Annotated in this window: 18 protein-coding genes; 4 read left to right on the forward strand and 14 right to left on the reverse strand. The window is 39.3% G+C overall.

Annotated features, from left to right (window positions below):
• Window positions 1-18 precede the first annotated feature (18 nt).
• Complete coding sequence (locus IV512_RS07075) at window positions 19-810, forward strand: DUF3050 domain-containing protein (RefSeq protein WP_209401950.1); 792 nt, start codon at window positions 19-21, stop codon at window positions 808-810.
• A gap of 3 nt (window positions 811-813) precedes the next feature.
• On the forward strand, window positions 814-1,821 hold the full coding sequence (locus IV512_RS07080; protein WP_209401952.1) for a hypothetical protein: 1,008 nt from the start codon (window positions 814-816) through the stop codon (window positions 1,819-1,821).
• A 72-nt stretch (window positions 1,822-1,893) separates the two neighbouring features.
• Here the strand turns inward: IV512_RS07080 and IV512_RS07085 are convergent, their stop codons facing one another.
• The 4 genes from IV512_RS07085 to metE form a co-directional block, all read right to left on the reverse strand.
• Window positions 1,894-4,080, reverse strand: a complete 2,187-nt coding sequence (locus IV512_RS07085; RefSeq protein WP_245224697.1) for a molybdopterin cofactor-binding domain-containing protein — start codon at window positions 4,078-4,080, stop codon at window positions 1,894-1,896.
• Window positions 4,061-4,552: a (2Fe-2S)-binding protein gene (locus IV512_RS07090; RefSeq protein WP_209401954.1), complete on the reverse strand. Its 492-nt coding sequence runs from the start codon at window positions 4,550-4,552 to the stop codon at window positions 4,061-4,063. Before IV512_RS07090 ends, IV512_RS07085 begins: the two co-directional genes overlap by 20 nt.
• A 6-nt stretch (window positions 4,553-4,558) precedes the next feature.
• The gene (locus IV512_RS07095; protein ID WP_209401956.1) at window positions 4,559-5,167 is read right to left on the reverse strand and encodes a hypothetical protein; all 609 of its coding nucleotides are present in this window, start codon (window positions 5,165-5,167) and stop codon (window positions 4,559-4,561) included.
• A gap of 122 nt (window positions 5,168-5,289) precedes the next feature.
• Window positions 5,290-7,596 (reverse strand): 5-methyltetrahydropteroyltriglutamate--homocysteine S-methyltransferase, encoded by a 2,307-nt coding sequence (gene metE / locus IV512_RS07100; RefSeq protein ID WP_209401958.1) that lies wholly within the window; start codon window positions 7,594-7,596, stop codon window positions 5,290-5,292.
• A gap of 156 nt (window positions 7,597-7,752) precedes the next feature.
• On the opposite strand from metE, the gene IV512_RS07105 reads away from it, so the two are divergent.
• Window positions 7,753-8,214: an Lrp/AsnC family transcriptional regulator gene (locus tag IV512_RS07105; RefSeq protein ID WP_209401960.1), complete on the forward strand. Its 462-nt coding sequence runs from the start codon at window positions 7,753-7,755 to the stop codon at window positions 8,212-8,214.
• A gap of 13 nt (window positions 8,215-8,227) precedes the next feature.
• Here IV512_RS07105 and ctlX read toward each other — a convergent pair whose 3' ends face one another.
• The gene (gene ctlX, locus IV512_RS07110) at window positions 8,228-9,154 is read right to left on the reverse strand and encodes a citrulline utilization hydrolase CtlX (RefSeq protein WP_209401962.1); all 927 of its coding nucleotides are present in this window, start codon (window positions 9,152-9,154) and stop codon (window positions 8,228-8,230) included.
• Between the two features lie 102 nt (window positions 9,155-9,256).
• Here ctlX and IV512_RS07115 point away from each other — a divergent pair, with 102 nt between their 5' ends.
• Window positions 9,257-9,664 carry an ACT domain-containing protein gene (locus IV512_RS07115; protein ID WP_209401964.1) on the forward strand — a complete coding sequence of 136 codons (408 nt, stop codon included), beginning with the start codon at window positions 9,257-9,259 and terminating at the stop codon, window positions 9,662-9,664.
• On the opposite strand, the gene IV512_RS07120 is transcribed toward IV512_RS07115, so the two are convergent.
• From IV512_RS07120 to rpsD, 9 genes are all read right to left on the reverse strand, one after another.
• Complete coding sequence (locus tag IV512_RS07120) at window positions 9,661-10,572, reverse strand: dimethylarginine dimethylaminohydrolase family protein (protein WP_209401965.1); 912 nt, start codon at window positions 10,570-10,572, stop codon at window positions 9,661-9,663. The two genes, IV512_RS07115 and IV512_RS07120, sit on opposite strands and share 4 nt — an antisense overlap.
• A 93-nt stretch (window positions 10,573-10,665) precedes the next feature.
• Complete coding sequence (locus tag IV512_RS07125) at window positions 10,666-11,952, reverse strand: citrate synthase (RefSeq protein WP_209401967.1); 1,287 nt, start codon at window positions 11,950-11,952, stop codon at window positions 10,666-10,668.
• A 120-nt stretch (window positions 11,953-12,072) separates the two neighbouring features.
• The gene (locus tag IV512_RS07130; RefSeq protein ID WP_209401969.1) at window positions 12,073-13,608 is read right to left on the reverse strand and encodes a glycogen synthase; all 1,536 of its coding nucleotides are present in this window, start codon (window positions 13,606-13,608) and stop codon (window positions 12,073-12,075) included.
• Between the two features lie 124 nt (window positions 13,609-13,732).
• Entirely contained in the window at window positions 13,733-15,025 is a 1,293-nt protein-coding gene (gene eno, locus IV512_RS07135; protein ID WP_209401971.1) for a phosphopyruvate hydratase, read from the reverse strand.
• A 118-nt stretch (window positions 15,026-15,143) separates the two neighbouring features.
• Window positions 15,144-16,265: a glutamine-hydrolyzing carbamoyl-phosphate synthase small subunit gene (carA, locus tag IV512_RS07140; RefSeq protein ID WP_209401973.1), complete on the reverse strand. Its 1,122-nt coding sequence runs from the start codon at window positions 16,263-16,265 to the stop codon at window positions 15,144-15,146.
• A 103-nt stretch (window positions 16,266-16,368) separates the two neighbouring features.
• Window positions 16,369-17,082, reverse strand: coding sequence for a hypothetical protein (locus IV512_RS07145; RefSeq protein ID WP_209401975.1), 714 nt, complete (start codon window positions 17,080-17,082; stop codon window positions 16,369-16,371).
• Window positions 17,083-17,152: 70 nt separating this feature from the next.
• A complete protein-coding gene (gene rplQ, locus IV512_RS07150) occupies window positions 17,153-17,695 on the reverse strand; it encodes a 50S ribosomal protein L17 (RefSeq protein WP_209401976.1) in 543 nt (180 codons plus the stop codon).
• Window positions 17,696-17,756: 61 nt separating this feature from the next.
• On the reverse strand, window positions 17,757-18,749 hold the full coding sequence (locus IV512_RS07155) for a DNA-directed RNA polymerase subunit alpha (RefSeq protein WP_100871030.1): 993 nt from the start codon (window positions 18,747-18,749) through the stop codon (window positions 17,757-17,759).
• A gap of 18 nt (window positions 18,750-18,767) precedes the next feature.
• Window positions 18,768-19,373 (reverse strand): 30S ribosomal protein S4, encoded by a 606-nt coding sequence (gene rpsD, locus IV512_RS07160; protein ID WP_209401978.1) that lies wholly within the window; start codon window positions 19,371-19,373, stop codon window positions 18,768-18,770.
• Window positions 19,374-19,421: the final 48 nt, after the last annotated feature.

Here is a 19,421-nt window from a genome sequence, read left to right on the forward strand (position 1 = left end):
ATTTAAAATTAACCAGATATGGAAGGAATACCATTAATTGAGAATGAGATTAAAAGCCTAAGGCAACAACTTACCGACCACCGTGTATATGGCCTCTTAAGTGAAATGGACGATGTTCGTCTGTTCATGCAAAAGCATGTCTACCCTGTTTGGGATTTTATGTCGCTTTTGAAAGCGCTTCAAAACCATTTGACCTGTACCAGTGTACCTTGGAAACCGGCAAATAATGCAAAAACAGCTCGCTTTATCAACGAAATCGTACATGGTGAAGAAACCGATGTGAATGAAAATGGTGTTCCGAAAAGTCATTTTGAAATGTATTTGGATGCTATGGAAGAGGTAAACGCCGACACTTCAAAGGTGTTGAACTTTGTTGATTCTCTTGGCGGTCTTGAAGATATCGAGGAAAAAATAAACACCTCTGACTTAAAGAAAGCGGAAAAAGATTTTCTGCTGTTCACATTTGAGACTATCAAAGAAAATAAAGTTCACAAAATAGCTTCCGCATTTACCTTTGGAAGGGAGGACCTGATTCCTGATATGTTCTTGGAAATTATTCAACAATCTTCTAAAGAACACAAAGAGAGCTTTCCGAAGCTTACCTATTACCTAGAGCGTCATATTGAATTGGATGGCGACGAACACGGCCCGTTATCATTAGAAATGATTAAAGAGCTATGTGGCACCAGTGAATTAAATTGGTTCGAAGCTTTGGATGCCGCTAAAAATGCGCTTAAGTTTAGAATTAGGCTCTGGGACGAAATCGCTACCGAAATCGAAGACAAAAAGAAAGAAGTACAAATGGCATAGACCATGAATAATAGCAATCTTTTCTGGGTATTTATTCTCGCGCTCTGGCCTTGGGCCTCGTGTTTTTCGCAACAAGAAACTATTGAGACCGTTAGAGGCCCAATAGAAGTTTCTGCACTCGGCTTTTCGTTGACCCACGAGCACGTGATGTCTAACTTTGGCAAACCTCAAGGTTCAACTTCAGTTTATGATGAAGAGTCACTGTTCAAACAGGTTCTACCCTATTTAAAGCGATTGAAGTCTTTAGGTGTCGATGCCATTTTTGATTGCACTACCGCTTATTTTGGTCGTCGAATTGACCTTCTTAAGAAAATTTCCGAACAAACCGATATCAATATTATAACCAATACCGGTTTTTACGGAGGTGCAAATGATAAATATATACCTCAACTGGCCTACAGGAAACAGGCTGCAGAAATTGCCGAGATATGGATCAATGAGTTTGAAAACGGAATCGAAGGCACATCTGTCAGGCCTGGCTTTATTAAGTTAGCTTTTGATAGTGGCACTCCTTCAGAAATCGACTTAAAGTTGTTTGAGGCGGGAGTACTTACACACCTAAAAACAGGACTTACCCTAGCCGTACATACCGGTGAAAATATCGAAGCCGCTAAGTCGGAAATGCATTTGTTAGAAAAAAATAATGTACACCCTAGTGCTTGGGTATGGGTACACGCCAATAAAGTCACAGAAGACAAACCGTTATTAGATGCCGCTAAAAAAGGAGTTTGGATATCTCTGGATGGTGTTAATGAAACCAATTATAAGAATTACGCCCAACGTATTCAAAATTTCAAGAAAAAACAGCTACTTAATCAACTGTTGCTTTCTCACGATGGTAACGGATTTCCTGCAGGTGGTACCATTCGAAGTTTTGATGCCATCGTAAAATTTCTGATTCCTGAACTTATAGCTCTTGGTTTCACTCCAAAAGAGATCGATTTGCTTACCAAAGAAAATCCGCAAAAGGCATTTCTCCCCTCCATTAAATTGATTCGAGATAAGAATTAGAACAACTCACGTTTAGTATTCACTAGTACTTGAAAATCATCGGTATGTCTTGGATTTCTAAAGCAATTTTGCCTAAACACTACCCAATTGAAGGGGCATTTCTCTTAGCCGCCTACCTGTTAACCTAAACACGGCGTTTGCTATCGCGGCACCTATCGGCCCCATAGGTGGCTCTCCCACTGCACCAGGTGCATCGGCACCCTCCAATAATATCACGTCTATTTCCTTTGGGGCATGTTTCATCAAGGCCATTTGGTAAGGGCCATAAATGGTTGGGGTAAGCTCCCCGTTTTCAACTTCCATTTTCTCAAATAAAGTTGCACTCATTCCCATAATAATAGCTCCCTCACATTGTGCTCGAACCTGATCGGGGTTGACCACTAAACCGGGATCCATAGCGCAGGTCACTTTGTGCAACCTGATGTTCTTTTTATCTATGGATACTTCCACCACATGTGCACAAGGTGTATTGGCATCTGTCGAAGCCGCAACACCCATAGCCCTACCTTCTACAATCTCATCGGAGTATTTCGCTTTATCCGCTGCCGTTCGAATAACAGAGGCCAAGCGCTTACCCCTTTCATCATCCTGTAGGTGCGCCAAGCGAAATTCCACAGGATTCTTTTTAGCCTTCACAGCTAATTCATCAATAAAACTTTCAATAGCGAAGGTATTCGCCAACAAACCTAGACTACGCCACCAACTGGTAGCAAACGGTAATTTTACCCGCCACGAAACAGCCCGAAAATTTGGTATTGCGCCGTATTGAACCATACCCCCGCGCCACGCGCCCAAATCAGCACCCAAAATAGGCTCAGCAATGCCCGGCACCATTGGCGAACCAAAAGCTACATCGCCACTTGACACATTATGCTCAATGGCTTCGATAAGTCCCTCTTTATTCAGTTTGGCTTTAAGCACATGATGAGTTGGCGGCCTAAACGTATCATTTTGAAATTCTTCCTTTCGGGTAAAAAAACATTTTACAGGTTTGCCAACAGCTTTTGAAAGTAGTGCTGCCTGAATTCCGTTAGGGGTATGTAATCGCCTACCAAAACCTCCCCCTAAAAAAGTAGGGATTATATTCACTTGATCCGCATCTAAGTCCAATCGTTCAGCAATCTCATCACGCGAAATCTTGACCACTTGGGTAGACATTATAATAGTAGCACTTTCCTCTTCAACATGGGCCAAGGCCCCATTCGGTTCAAGTTGTGCATGCGCCCCGATCGGGCTCCAATATACTGATACTATCTTAGTATCATCATTTTCAATCATAGACTTCGGATTACCTTCTTTTTGAATAACAAAAGGTTCTCCCTTACCTACTTCAATCATTGATTTGATATCAGAGGTCTGCCAATTTTTATCCGTTTGCCAATCGACTTCAATAGCGGCTTTCGCATTCTCGGCCTCAATGAATGAGCGAGCGACAACACCGACAAAATCTTTCTCTTTCACGACTTTGACCACTCCCGGCATTTTTTCGGCCTTTGAAATATCTGCATCTTTATATTTAGCCCCAATTTTTGAAGGCCGAACCACTGACCCGTAGAGCATTTCAGGCATTGACGCATCCATACCAAAAATAGGAGCACCGAATACCTTATCTTGCAAATCTACTCGGGCCACAGGCTTACCGATAAGCTTAAAATCTTTTATCGGCTTTAGCTCCGGCACATCAGGAATTTCCCATTCGGTCTCTCCTTCGGCCACTTCGGCATAGGTCATCGAATTACCACCGCCGGTAACAAACCCATCGGAAACCTCGAGACCATCAGTGTTGACCCCCCATTTCTCAGCGGCCTTTATTTTCAGCATTTCACGCATAGTCGCAGCCAACTCTCGTATAGGCACCCAAAGCGCCGATAAAGAAGTACTTCCTCCGGTTGCAAAGCCATCCATATTCCCGGAAACCGACTGCGCATGAACCACGCTAATCTGTTCCATAGATATTTCCAACTCTTCCGCCACCAGTTGTGCCAGCCCTGTAAACGTTCCCTGCCCCATTTCAACCTTTGGGCTGTGCAGTACGATCGTATTATTTTCTAAAATCTCAAACCACATAATCGGAGAAGAGGTGTCTCCCATGTATGGAGTGTCAGCCGTATTGATGGCACCGGCTATACCACGTCTGATAACGCCTCTAAACAAGTAAGTGCCCACCGCTAAGACTCCAACCGTGCCCAAACCTCCTCTGACCAAAAACTTACGCCTCGATATTTTCTTCTCTGCCATCTTAGCTACTTGTAGTTTCATTCGTTAAATTCTCACGAGTAAGTTCACCGGCCCGATGTATAGCCTTTCGCATGCGGTAGTAAGTAGCACAACGGCATACATTAATAATATTCTTATCAATCTCTTCATCTGAAGGATTTGGATTTTTAGACAATAAAGCGGCAGTAGCCATCATAAAACCGGGCTGACAATAGCCACATTGGGGCACCACATGTTCGACCCAAGCTTTTTGCACCGGATGCGGATTTTGCTCATTACCCAAACCTTCAATTGTCGTGATTTTCTTGTTCATTGCGAACTTAACCGCATACGAACAGGAGCGCACTGCCTCACCATCTACATGTAGGGTGCATGCACCGCAGGCCGCCTTACCACAGCCAAATTTTGTACCTTTTAAATTCAATATATCTCGAACCACCCACAGCAAGGGCATGTTCTCGTCAGCAATCTCAAGGGCGTGGTCAACACCATTTACTTGTAATAAAATTGTCATAGCTTTTTATTTCGATGGAATTACCGCGCCGTTTTCAAACCATATTTCAACAGCCTTTTTAAATTCTTCTTCAGAAACGGGTGGAAGTTCTCTAAGATTCCCATCAACACCTATACCAGGTTCCCAGGCCCACAGCACGAGCTCATCTTCGGTCATATGCTTCACCAACTCTTCGTTAGATTTACCTCCATTAGTTTCTGGATCCAATACTATTCTGGCAATTTCGGTGCGTGATAGCCCCTGCCAACCCATAGATTTCGGTGCTAAGGACCAATGTGGAGCCCCTGGGGCACCAGAGTAGTCGTTATTTTCTTCTTGATGGCAGGTTGCGCATTTCGTAGCTTGAAAACCCTTATCAGCTTTACCTCTAGCCATATCAAAATAATGGGGATGCCTGTCTTCCCCTTGCTTCGGCACATTATCATTAGGGTGACAGTTCATGCACCGTTGATGAGTGAGAACATCCATCATTTTATCGAAAGCCTCTTCAGTTTCAGTTTGTTGAACATTTGCATCGAGTACACTATATTCATCGACTTCGGGGGCACCAGAGATTAAAATAAGTATCACACCAATAACAAGAACGTGAATGAAAATTAATGCATAAGATTTCATAGGGGTAGCCTTAAAAAATTAGGTGGACCTTCTTAAGTTAAAACTTTTAGAAGAACCCACCTAATAAAATGTTCGAGCAATTGCCTACCAGAAAATATAGCTTACTATAACCGATTCTGAATTTATGAAAACTGCAAAATTCTTTCTCTCATTTTTTTGGCCGAACCGACCAGATTGACCAAAGCGGCCTTCGTTTCTGGCCAATCTCTTGTCTTAAGTCCGCAATCAGGATTCACCCAAAGATTTTCAACTGGAATCAACTCTGAGGCCCTTAACAACAATTTTTCCATTTCACTTTCAGAAGGCACTCGTGGCGAATGAATATCGTACACCCCGGGGCCAATTTCATTTGGGTATTTGAAATCAACAAAAGCTTGTAATAATTCCATTTTAGAACGTGAAGTTTCGATAGTGATTACATCGGCATCCATTTCTGCTATTTTCTGTAGTATATCATTAAATTCGGAATAGCACATGTGTGTATGAATCTGAGTATCATCAGCTACCGAGCTCGCTGAAATTCTGAAAGCACGTATGGCCCAATCCAGATATACTTCCCAATCCATTCTTCTTAAGGGTAAACCTTCCCTAATAGCGGGCTCATCGATTTGGATTACTTTTATGCCCGCTTCTTCCAGGTCGTTCACTTCATCTCTTATTGCCAAAGCTATCTGGTTACAAGTTACTGAACGGGGCTGGTCATTACGTACAAATGACCATTGCAGAATAGTCACTGGGCCGGTCAGCATACCTTTAACAGGTTTATCGGTCAGCGATTGCGCAATGGCCGACCATTTGACAGTCATGGGTTCGGGCCTGGCAACATCTCCAAATATTATTGGAGGTTTAACACAACGGGTTCCATAACTCTGTACCCATCCGAATTGGGTAAAAGCGAAACCGTTGAGGCGTTCACCGAAATACTCTACCATATCGTTTCTCTCAAACTCGCCGTGGACCAAAACATCAAGACCTACATCTTCTTGAAACTTGATAGCCTCTTTGGTCTCATTCAATAAAAATGCATCGTACTCTTCTTGAGATATCTCGTTATTTTTAAATTTTCTTCGAAAGATGCGTACTTCTTTAGTTTGCGGAAAAGATCCAATTGTAGTTGTGGGTAATATTGGAAGATTCAACGTCTTCCGATGTTCTTTTTGGCGTTTTATGAAAGGTGATTTTCTTTGACTATCGTTATCTGTCAAAGCACGAACACGTTGTTTTACATTTTGGTCATGTATGAGCTCAGAGTCTTGCTTGTTTTGCAGATCTCTTTTGTTTTGCTCAAGTATACTGTACAACCTATCATCAAAACTACCACTTGCCAAATCTCGTAATTGCACCACCTCCTGCAATTTTTGTACTGCAAAAGCAAGCCATCTCTCAATTTGCGGATTTAAACGATCACTTCCTATTTCCGACTCTAAATTAATAGGGCTATGAAGCAAAGAACACGATGTACCCACCCAAATTCTATCTTTAGAAAGTTTTTTCTTAGCCTTTTCAATTAGTCTTAAAGACCTTTTGAAATCATTCTTCCAAACATTTCTTCCATCAACAACACCCAAAGAGAGAATCTTGTTGCCATTGAACAACGGATGTGACAAAATATCATCTAACTGTAACTGACAACGTATTAGATCGAGATGCAAAACTTCGACCGGCAATTCAAGCGCAAGACTTAAATTCTCACCAAAACAATCAAAATAATTGGCTAAAATGATTTTCAGCCGAGATTTATTCTCGGCAAAATATCCATAAGTTTTTTTAACGGCTGCCTGCTGTTCTGAGGTTAGGTCAGTAGCCAAAATCGGCTCATCAATTTGTACGTACTCAACACCCTCCTCAGCAATAAGGTTAAATAATTCTTGGTAAATGGGCAATAAGAATGGCAGCAATTCTAACCTATTAAACCCATCGCCTTTTTTTTTGCCTAACAGTAAAAAGGTAATCGGCCCAATAAGTACGGGTTTGGCTTCAACACCTACGCTTTTGGCCTCTCTTATTTCTTGTAAGATTTTTTCCGCATTAAGATTAAATGATTGGTCTTTGATAAATTCTGGAACGATATAGTGATAATTGGTATCGAACCATTTGGTCATTTCCATTGCGGTGGCGTCTATATTTTCGTTTTGCAGTCCTCTGGCCATGGCAAAATATTGATCAAGCCCTTCGATACCGCTAAACCTTTCCGGAATGCAACCTAAGGTTATGCACATGTCAAGCATTTGATCATACAAAGAAAAATCGTTCGACGATATCAAATCAATTCCATAATCGGACTGTAACATCCAATTTTTCATTCGCAACTGCTTTGCTGTTTCAAGTAATTCTTCTGAAGAAATGCTTTTTTTCCAATAGTTCTCAATAGCCCTTTTCAACTCTCTTTTTTCCCCAATTCGAGGATAGCCCAATACAATAGATTTCATAATTTTTATTTTAAAAACTCTACCAAATGTATAAATAGCAGTTATTTAAACTATCATTGAAAAATAATAAAGAATATAAAACCATATTAGTATATTTAAATAGTTTAATTAACTACACAACAACATCTCACGCCTACTACAATAGATATATTTTCTATGATAGCACTTGACGAAATCGATCTTAAACTTTTAGATATACTTCAAAACAATGGTAAGCTTACCACCAAAGAGATAGCCGAACAGGTTCATTTATCTTCGACACCGGTCTATGAACGAATAAAACGGATGGAGAGAGAGGGGATTATCGATAAATATGTTGCTATATTGGAGGCTGAAAAAGTCGGTAAGTCTTTTATCGTATTCTGCCACGTCACCTTAAAACAACATACCAAAAAAATTGGAAACCAGTTCGTTCAAGATATTATTTCTTTAAGAGAAGTGACCGAATGCTATAATGTCTCCGGTGATTATGATTTTCTATTAAAAATAGTGGTAAGAGACATGAAACACTACCAGTCATTCGTCATCAATGATTTAGGGTCAATCAAAAATATCGGCAGTGTTCACAGTACTTTTGTAATGGGCGTCATCAAACATTCGTACGCAATACCTTTATAACAAAAAGTCTTATCTATTTTGGCAAGAATACCTCGGCCATCATGCATCGGGCACTTCCCCCACCGCAGGTTTCTATGGTTTCAAGATTACTATGTAAAATTTTACAGTCTTGTTCAATTTTATCGATTTGGTCTTTTGTCAAACTCCCATAAGCCGCCGAACTCATTATCAAAAAGCGTTTTTCGTTGGCACCTATCACCTGAAGCATATTACCCGCAAAATGATGCATTTGTTTTTCACTGATGGCAATAACCGCTTTACCATCTTGCTTCAGATGATTAAGTACATTTTTCTTCTCTTTTTTATCGTCGATCGCATCAAGACAAATAACCGCAAATGTTTCTGCGAGACACATCATAACATTGGTATGATAGATTGGTTTTCTTTTACCATCTACAGGTTGATTTGCCGAAAAAACTATAGGAGTAAATTCAAAATCTTCACAAAATTCAATAAACAATTCTTCGCTAGCGCGCTCGGATAAAGCACAATATGCCTTCTCACTAACGCGGTCTAAAATCATACTGCCCGTAGATTCAAGAAAAACTTCTTCTTCTTCCGCCGAAGTATAGTCTACAATATTTTCAATCTGAAATCCTTTTTCTTCAAGAATATCAAGAATATCTCCGCGTCGTTCGTTTCGCCTATTTTCAGCGAACATCGGGTACAAGGCTACCGTGCCATCCGCATGAAAGGAAATCCAGTTATTGGGGAATATAGAGTCGGGCGTATTCGGTTCTGGAGTATCATCTACCACGATAACATTTACACCATTATCTCGAAGTACTTTTACAAATGCATCGAACTCTTGTTGAGCCTTTTGGTTTATTGTTGCATTTTTTAAATCTAGGTCTTCTTGAAAATAGTTATTCACTGCCGTTTGCTCATTCATTCGAAAATTAACGGGGCGAATCATTAAAATAGTATCGGTAATCTGCATTAGTCTCTCAAAATTTAGATTGCAAAATTAGTGCTTTTCATATCGTAAAACCTTCTGGCGACAAAACTTATTCGTAGTTTAACCTAGCCAAATTAAAAATCTATGACAGGAGAAACCGACTTAACAAAACTAGTTCGCTCACTACATCCGCAACTTAACGAGGGCGAGTACATTTTCACTAAAATCGACGCCAATAAGCAAATACCAACTCAAGATATTATCGGTTTTTTTAGGGAACAGGAAGGTGTAACCCTCATATTAGAAAAAGAAAAAGCAGACGCGATGCATATAACTTACGGCTTTATCGCTTCATGGATAAGTTTACAAGTACATTCTTCTCTCGAAGCAGTAGGTCTTACAGCTGTTTTCGCTACAGAACTGGCCAAGCACGCTATCAGCTGCAACGTTGTGGCCGGTTTTCATCACGACCATATATTTGTCAGTCACAATTTAGGTGAAAAGGCCATAAAAATTTTAACCGAATTATCTGAAAATTATACAGGTGACTAATCTCTTACCAACGGTAAAGTACTACAGCGCAACAAGCCCTCTTGCTTAGCAATTTCGGAGTAGGGTATCTCTTCGACCGTAAACCCACATTCTCTTAACCAGGTATTCAATCGGCCGAAACCCTGTTCGGAAACAACGACTTCCGGTGAAATGGAAAATACATTGCTGAACATACGATACATTTCATCAGAAGTTATCTCAAAAATATTTTCCTGCCCAAAGAAATCAACCAACCAGTGGTACTCCTCCTCTACCAGAAAACCGTTTTTATGAAGTATAGCCTTTCCTTTACCGAGAGGTTGAAAACAACAATCGAGATGTAAGGCATTTTCAATGGCATTCGTCGATTTTCGTAATTCAAAAGATTTTACTTTTTTATCAGGAAATTGCTGAGAAATATATTCAACCGCAGCTTTATTTGTGCGAGCCGTAATTTGATTCGGGTAATCTTCGGCGGTATAAGTTCCCACAAAAATATAATCGTTCCAAGGCATTACGTCTCCACCCTCAACATGCACTTCAAAAGGCGGACGGAGAATATTATTTTCATCAATTTCTTCCAATACATGAAGTATGGCTTCCACCTCTTTCTCCCTATCCGGTAAAATGTTAGCTAATATCAACTTGTCTTTAATTACAAATGCAATATCGCGTGAAAAAATCTGGTTGCAGTTTTCAATCACTTCCGGCCGATAGACCTTAACGCCATATTTTTCAAAAATCTTGGCAAAGGCATCCATTTCTTTCACCATATCCTCTTCTTTTGGATAGGTGCCTGCCAAAATATGCTCTAAAGATTTAGGATCATAGGCTTCATCGGGTTTTGGAACCGGCCCATTGCTTTCGGCAGTACCTAGCACAACAGATTGTAAACGAGAAATTTCATCATTGACATTCAATCGAAGCATACTCTTAGGTTTTAAAGAACAAAGGTAGTATTTGGCGGAAAAAAAAGGTCCTTTCAAAAAATGAAAGGACCATTAAAATTTTGTTTGTGAAACTTATCGTTTATCAACCTCAACGAAAGATCTTTCCGGTTCACCGATATAAACCTGTCTCGGTCTACCTATCGGCTCACCTCTAAGTCTCATTTCCCTCCATTGCGCAATCCAACCCGGTAAGCGACCTAATGCGAACATTACGGTAAACATTTCCGTTGGTATGCCTAAGGCACGATAAATTATACCTGAATAAAAATCTACGTTCGGATAGAGTTTTCTGTCAACGAAATATTGATCTTCAAGAGCTTCTTTCTCAAGTCCTTTAGCGATATCTAAAATAGGGTCATCTATACCCAAATCTCCTAACACCTCATCTGCGGCCTTTTTAATTATCTTGGCACGTGGATCAAAGTTTTTATAAACTCTGTGACCAAAGCCCATGAGTCTAAACGGGTCTTGTTTATCTTTAGCCTTGGCCATATATTTTTTAGTGTCGCCTCCATCGGCCTCAATTGCTTCAAGCATTTCTAGCACCGCCTGATTGGCACCACCGTGCAAAGGCCCCCAAAGTGCCGATATACCAGCAGAAAGCGACGCAAAAAGACCGGCATGTGAAGAACCAACGATGCGAACGGTCGATGTTGAACAGTTTTGCTCGTGATCCCCATGAAGAATTAAAAGCTTATCTAAGGCATTGATTACAACATCATTTTTCTGATACGTTTGGTTCGGTTTCTTAAACATCATTTTATGTATGTTCTCAACATAACCAAGGCTATCATCACCATAATCTAGAGGAAGTCCCTTTTTCTTGCGAAGCGTCCAAGCTACAAGTACCGGGAATTTTGCTAAAATTCGAACAATGGCCTCGTACATATCTTTCTCTGAAGATACGTCTACGGTCGACGAATTAAAAGCGATCAAAGCACTTGTCAGCGAAGACAAAACCCCCATTGGATGAGCAGATTTCGGAAAACTATCCAAAATTTTCTTCATTTCTTCATCTACATGAGACTCCTCCTTAATATCCTTATGAAACTTTTCAAGTTCTTCTTTGTTCGGTAACTCTCCAAAAATCAAAAGATACGCCACTTCAAGAAAATCGGCCTTTTCCGCTAATTCTTCAATGGAGTAGCCTCGGTACCGTAAAATGCCCTTCTCACCATCTAAAAAAGTTATTGCACTCTCACATGAACCGGTGTTTTTATAACCAGGATCAATAGTTATCATTCCTCCGGTAACAGCACGTAAAGATTTGATATCTATAGCATGTTCGTTTTCAGAACCTGTTATTACAGGAAATTCATATTTCTGGCCGTTGTACTCTAAAGTAGCTTTATCTGACATTTGTAGTATTTACTTGATTTTAAGTGGGCGATAAAATTAAGAAAAAAGGGTAACCATTACAATTATAGATAGACCTTTCACCCTTTATTAACAACACTTTTTAGGTGTAAATTGTAAATATTACAACAAGTAGAGTTTTTTATAATATTCATCTAACGATTTTTCCCAAGTGAATCGCATTTTTTTAGCGTTGGACTTTATTTTTTTCCATTTCGCCTGGTCATGTTCCCACACGTTAAGAGCCTCATCGAATTTGTTGACCATATCATCTAATTTCGCATTAAATGTACTGCCATCAAAAGCAAAACCGGTTTTCATATGCTCGACCGTATCTTTTAAGCCACCCGTATGGTGTACTAGGCAAGGGTTGCCGTTTCTCATAGCCAACATCTGGCTTATACCGCAAGGTTCGAAAAGACTGGGCATAAAATAAAGGTCCGTTTCAAGATACATACTGTCTATCAAGTCTTCGGATTGACCGTTGGTAAAAATAAAGTTTTTATGCTTGTAACTCATCTCACGAAAGAGTTGCTCGTAATCAGGGTCTCCTGTACCCAATAGCATAAAAATTCCGTTTACTTCTTGAAGCCTATACAAGATTTTCTCAAAGGATTCAGGAGATCTCATGAAAAAATAGAATTTTTGCTCCGTTAGGCGAGCGACACTTGACACTATAAATCTTGGTCTATTATTGACAAACTCCATAATTTTCTCGCCTGTATGCGCCAAGAAATCAGCTTTGTATTTTTTCGATTCGTCTTGCAACCATCTGAACAAAGCTTTAACCGTGTTTCGATATAACAGCCCCTTCTCAGCCTGACGTACGTTCGTATAGTTGGAAGCATTGAGAATACCGAACAACCTTCCCTCATTTTCAGCATTACGAAGATCGTTTTCAAGACTTTCACCACCAACGAATTCAGGTCGTGCACTAGGCAACAACACATCTTCTTTGTAAGCCTGGGAAACCGTATGAACAGCATCTGCCAAACGAATACCCACCGCCATTAAATTTATACAGTCTTGATATCTCGGATCCTTTAAAGTTTCATGATCCAGCTGAATTTCAGGAAAATAATTGTGTACCGAGGCGTAGTTATCATAAAACGGTCGTATACCCTGAATTGCCAAATTGTGAATACTATACACATATCGCATTTTTTTCAATATAGTATACTCAGGATGATACGTTTTCAAAAACAACATAGCACTAGAATGCCAATCGTGCATATGAACAATATCTAAATCACCAAAAGCGCCCATTTTGACCGCCTCTGCAACCGCCGTATTGAATATGATAAATTTTATAAAATCATTAAAAAAGGGCTCGGTAGGATCGTCGTGATATATATGTGCAATACCCCCCTCTTTAATCTCAGGGTGATGAATTACATAATGAATGATATTTTCGAATTCTTTTTTTGGAGCTACGGCATAAAGTTCTGCAGTATAGTCAATACCACGCATTCTAAAATGCAAGTTGGTACGAAAGGTACCGTTCAGATGTAATCGGGAATAAGCTGGAACCACTACATGCACCTTATCGCCTCGCTTAGCAATTTCGCGGGGTACATCACGAACCACATCACCCATTCCCCCTGCCTTGCAATCGGCTATGGCATCATTTTCAGCAGCAACAAAAAGAAAATTATTCATCCAAATATTATGTTAACGATTACCCGAAAAAGGTAAGTAAACTTTATGATTAGACCAAAAAAAAGCCTTTCTCATCACCGAAATTTGAAGAGAAAGGCATTTTTTTTAGTAAAACAGCAAAAATCTACTTTATCTTAAAAGCTTTTTCTTTTGGATAGTAAGCCGTGTCACCCAACTCTTCCTCTATTCGAAGCAATTGGTTGTACTTAGCCATTCTGTCTGAACGAGAGGCAGAACCTGTCTTTATCTGACCTGTATTTAATGCAACTGCCAAATCTGCAATTGTATTATCTTCAGTCTCCCCTGAACGGTGACTCATAACTGAGGTATACCCCGCGTTTTTCGCCATGTTTACTGCAGCAATCGTTTCTGTAAGGGTTCCTATTTGGTTTACCTTGATCAAAATTGAATTTGCAATTCCGTTTTCAATACCTCTTGATAATCTTTCTACATTGGTAACAAAAAGGTCATCACCGACCAATTGTACTTTATCACCAACTTTATCGGTCAAGGCTTTCCAACCATCCCAGTCATTTTCATCCATTCCATCTTCGATAGAGATAATCGGGTACTTCGCACAAAGCTCTGCAAGGTATTCAGCTTGCTCTTCAGAAGATCTAACTACGCCTTTGTCACCTTCGAATTTTGTATAATCATACTTGCCATCTACGTAAAATTCTGCAGAAGCACAGTCTAAGGCAATCATAACATCATCACCTAAATCGTAACCTGCTTTGGCAACTGCTTTGGCAATTGTATCTAGGGCATCTTCAGTACCACCAGCCAAATTAGGTGCAAAACCACCTTCATCACCAACGGCAGTGCTCAAACCTCTATCGTGCAAGACTTTCTTCAAGTTGTGAAAAATCTCGGTTCCCATTTGCATCGCATGGGTAAAACTCTTCGCCTTTACCGGCATTACCATAAATTCTTGAAAAGCAATAGGTGCATCGGAATGAGAACCTCCATTGATGATATTCATCATAGGAACCGGTAAGGTGTTGGCGCTAACCCCACCAACATACCTATACAAAGGCAAACCTAATTCATTCGCTGCGGCTTTAGCCACTGCCAAAGAAACACCTAAAATTGCATTGGCCCCTAATTTAGATTTATTAGGCGTACCATCAAGGTCGATCATTACTTGGTCAATCAAATTCTGTTCAAAAACCGACATCCCTAGAATTTCTTCTGAAATAGATGTGTTTACGTTTTCTACGGCCTTACTTACACCTTTACCCATAAAGGCATCTCCTCCGTCACGTAATTCGACCGCTTCATGCTCACCTGTAGATGCCCCGGATGGAACGGCAGCACGGCCCATTATTCCATTTTCTGTTACTACATCGACTTCTACGGTAGGGTTGCCCCTAGAATCTAAAATCTGTCTTGCGTGTACGCTTAATATAATACTCATAAAATTTTTTTTAGTTGGAAAAAGTATTGTTTTTCAAGGTTAACAAATATACAAAACCATACCCGCACAAAGCCTAGTGCTGGCTGTAATTTTGCTCGAAAATAACAATCACTTAACCTTATACCGTTTGTGCTGATTTATTTTTAATAAGGTCAAAAAATTGATCAAAAAGGTAATCGGCATCATGTGGCCCAGGGCTAGCCTCTGGGTGATATTGAACAGAAAACACATCTTTATCGATCATACGAATACCGGCAACCGTTTTATCATTCAAATGCACATGAGTTATTTCAACATTTTTATTAGCCTCGGTCTCTTCTCGATTAATCGCAAAACCGTGATTCTGTGAAGTAATCTCACCTTTACCACTAATTAGGTTTAAAATTGGGTGATTAATTCCCCGATGACCATTATGCATTTTATAAGTTGAAATGCCGTTTGCCAACGCTATTATCTGATGACCAAGGCAAATACCGAAAACCGGTTTACCACTTGCAATCATACTCTTAGCAGCTTTAATTGCATCAACCAATGGCTCGGGATCTCCAGGACCGTTAGATATAAAATAAGCATCAGCACCCCAAGATTCCATTTCATCAAAAGTGGCGTTATATGGGAAGACCTTGACATAAGCACCCCTTTTTACCAAATTTCTAAGAATGTTCTTTTTAATTCCGATGTCTAAAGCAGCAATCTTGAAATTGGAAGTTTCACCACCAACAAAATAAGGTTTTTTAGTAGATACCTTTGATGAAAGCTCTAGACCCTCCATACTCGGAACTTCGGCCAACCGTCTTTTTAAATCTTCAATGTTATTAACATCAGTAGAAATCACAGCATTCATCGCCCCATTGTCGCGTATATAACTAACCAGAGCCCGAGTATCAACATCTGACACAGCGAACAATTGGTTATCATCTAGAAACTGTTGTAAACTTTTATCGGCAAGTTCTCTGGAATACTCATAACTGAAATTTCTACAGATCAATCCGGAAATTTTTACAGAATCCGATTCAACCTCTTCTTCATTGGTACCGTAATTTCCAATATGGGCATTGGTAGTCACCATTAATTGACCAAAGTATGATGGATCGGTAAAAATTTCTTGGTAACCGGTCATTCCCGTATTAAAACAGACCTCACCAAAAGCAGTACCTTCTTTATCACCTACAGCTTTACCGTAGAAAATGGTACCATCCGCTAATAATACTAGTGCCTTTCTTTTAGATCGATATTTCATATGTGTTCCTATTTCTTAATTTTCAAAATTAAACATAAAAAAAGGACAAACTATAAGGCTTATCCTTGGAAGAGTTCATTCTTTGGTTTTTATGGGAAAAAATTTAAATAGACTCATAGTAATTAAAAATTTTACTTAAATCTTTATCATCTTTTACCGACAAATGATTTTCTTTGATGTATTCGCTTACCCTGGTTGCCTTTTCGTCAAATAACTTAAGTATTCTCTTTCTTTTTAGCTTAAGCTCGTTAACCTTGCCTTCATCTAAAACAAAATACTTTTCTTGCAGTATATAACTATCTCGAGTTTGCTTCTTTTGGGTCATAGGGTTTACCATACCCTCTTTAATGACTTTGGTAAATCTTTTTAATAATTTAGTATTCTCAGCAGCTGCAATTACCTCGTAATAACTATTTCTCTCCAATTCTGGATCCAAATAACGTTCAAAAACCCTGTTATTGATTAGTACTTGCTCAATACCTGCAGGATTAAAATAGAAAATCGAATCGTTAGAAATTTTAGCTACTATTTGATCAAGCTTGGCATCGTAATTGACTTTCGAAAGTTTAAATTTCTTATTGTTCTTAGCAACAAGAATACTTTTTGTTTTCCAATCCTCAAAAAGAAATGGTGAGCCCATTACTTGGTAGACCGCATCACTATTACTAGTTTGAGACCAAATACCTGAGGTATAGGAAGAAATTTCAGTGAAATTGTTCACTCCATTGCCTGATGCTACTATTTGACCAGCTTGCGCGTAAGCAACTGCATTAAGCACAATTGAAAAATATAAAAATAATAAGAGTTTTGAGTTCATAATTTCAATATTCAAAAAAAGGATAAACTATACAGCTTATCCTTTTTATATTATAATGAGTTAAAACATATTATTCTTCAGAATCGTCTGTTACATTTTCAACATCAGCTTGAGCTTCCGCTGTTTCAGCTGGTGCTACTGGAGGGGTTTCGGTCTTAGCCTCATCCTCTTTTTTACCACCTCTTCTACTTCTTCGAGTAGATTTCTTCTTAGGCTTACCTGCGTTGTAGAGTTCATTAAAATCAACCAACTCAATCATAGCCATATCGGCATTATCACCCAATCGGTTACCTAACTTAATTATTCTAGTATAACCGCCAGGCCTATCAGCAACTTTCTCAGCTACTGCGCTGAATAATTCAGTTACAGCATATTTGTCACGTAAGTTTTTGAATACGATACGACGATTGTGCGTACCTTTTTCAGCAGTAACATTGTTCTCTGCTTTTGCCTTAGTAATCAACGGTTCTACAAATTGCTTAAGCGCTTTTGCCTTAGCTACAGTAGTATTGATTCTTTTGTGTTCAATCAAGGAGCAGGCCATGTTGGCCAACATAGCTTTTCTATGTGCTGTTTTTCTTCCTAAATGATTGACCTTTTTACCGTGTCTCATTTTTTATTTCTATTGTATTTCTCCAACTGAGGGCGTTTCCCTAACCTGTAAGAAATAGCGATTAATCTTTATCTAATTTGTATTTTGAAAGGTCCATTCCAAAACTAAGACCTTTATTGATGACCAACTCTTCCAATTCAGTCAATGATTTTTTACCGAAGTTTCTGAACTTCATCAAATCGTTCTTGTTGAAAGAAACCAAATCACCTAACGTATCTACCTCAGCGGCTTTCAAACAATTCAAAGCACGAACGGAAAGATCCATATCGACCAACTTTGTTTTCAAAAGCTGACGCATGTGCAAAGACTCTTCGTCATAAGTTTCTGTCTGAGCGATTTCATCTGCCTCTAGCGTTATACGCTCATCAGAGAACAACATGAAGTGATGTATCAAAACCTTAGCACCTTCGGTCAAAGCATCTTTAGGATGAATAGATCCGTCAGTCTCAATTTCGAAAACTAACTTTTCGTAATCGGTCTTTTGCTCAACACGAAAGTTTTCAATGCTGTACTTTACATTCTTAATAGGTGTAAAAATAGAATCGATAGCTATGCTGCCTAAAGCCGCATTAGATTTTTTATTCTCTTCAGCAGGAACATAGCCACGACCTTTATCGATAACTATTTCCATATTAATGCTAACCTTGGGATCCATGTTACAGATAACCAAATCAGGATTCAGTACTTGATATCCGGAAATAAATTTCTGAAAATCGCCAGCTGTCAATTGTTCTTTCCCACTGACTGAAATAGAAACCACTTCAGCCTCAGAATCATCAATTTGTTTTTTAAAGCGTACTTGCTTTAAGTTTAATATTATTTCGGTAACATCTTCAACAACACCCGAAATAACTGAAAACTCGTGCTCAACACCGTCAATTCTGACCGAAGTAATAGCGTGGCCCTCCAAAGAAGATAGCAATACTCTTCTTAGTGCGTTCCCAACAGTTAATCCATAACCGGGTTCCAAAGGACGGAATTCGAACTTTCCTTCGAAATCCGAAGAATCGATCATTATTACTTTATCGGGTTTCTGAAAATTAAATAATGCCATATGAATTAGTGTTCTATGTTATTTAGAGTAAAGCTCAACAATTAATTGTTCTTTGATATTCTCCGGAATCTGTAATCTTTCAGGCACGGAAACAAAAGTTCCTTCTTTCTTTTCAGAGTTCCAAGTCATCCACTCATAAACATTACTATTGGCATCAAGAGAATCTTTTACCACTTGAAGTGATTTAGATTTCTCACGAACACCTACAACGTCTCCTGCTTTCAAAGTGTATGAAGGTATGTTAACCAACTCGCCGTTAACAGTAATGTGTCTGTGCGAAACCAATTGTCTTGCACCTCGTCTAGAAGGAGCGATTCCCATGCGGTAAACTACATTGTCGAGTCGACATTCGCACAATTGTAACAATATTTCACCGGTAACACCTTCTTTTCTCTTGGCGTTGGCGAATATGTTTCTAAATTGCTTTTCTAAAATACCGTAGGTATATTTCGCTTTTTGTTTTTCCATCAACTGAACAGCATACTCCGATTTTTTTCCTCGGCGTCTGTTGTTACCATGTTGTCCTGGAGGGTAATTCTTTTTTTCGAAAGACTTATCGTCTCCGAAGATAGCTTCGCCAAACTTACGGGCGATTTTACTTTTTGGTCCTGTATATCTTGCCATTTTCTAATTATTTGGAAATGTGATTATGAATTAAGGCTTATCCTTCGA

Source organism: Pseudozobellia sp. WGM2, from assembly GCF_017810075.1.
Classification (GTDB): Bacteria; Bacteroidota; Bacteroidia; order Flavobacteriales; family Flavobacteriaceae; genus JADNYK01.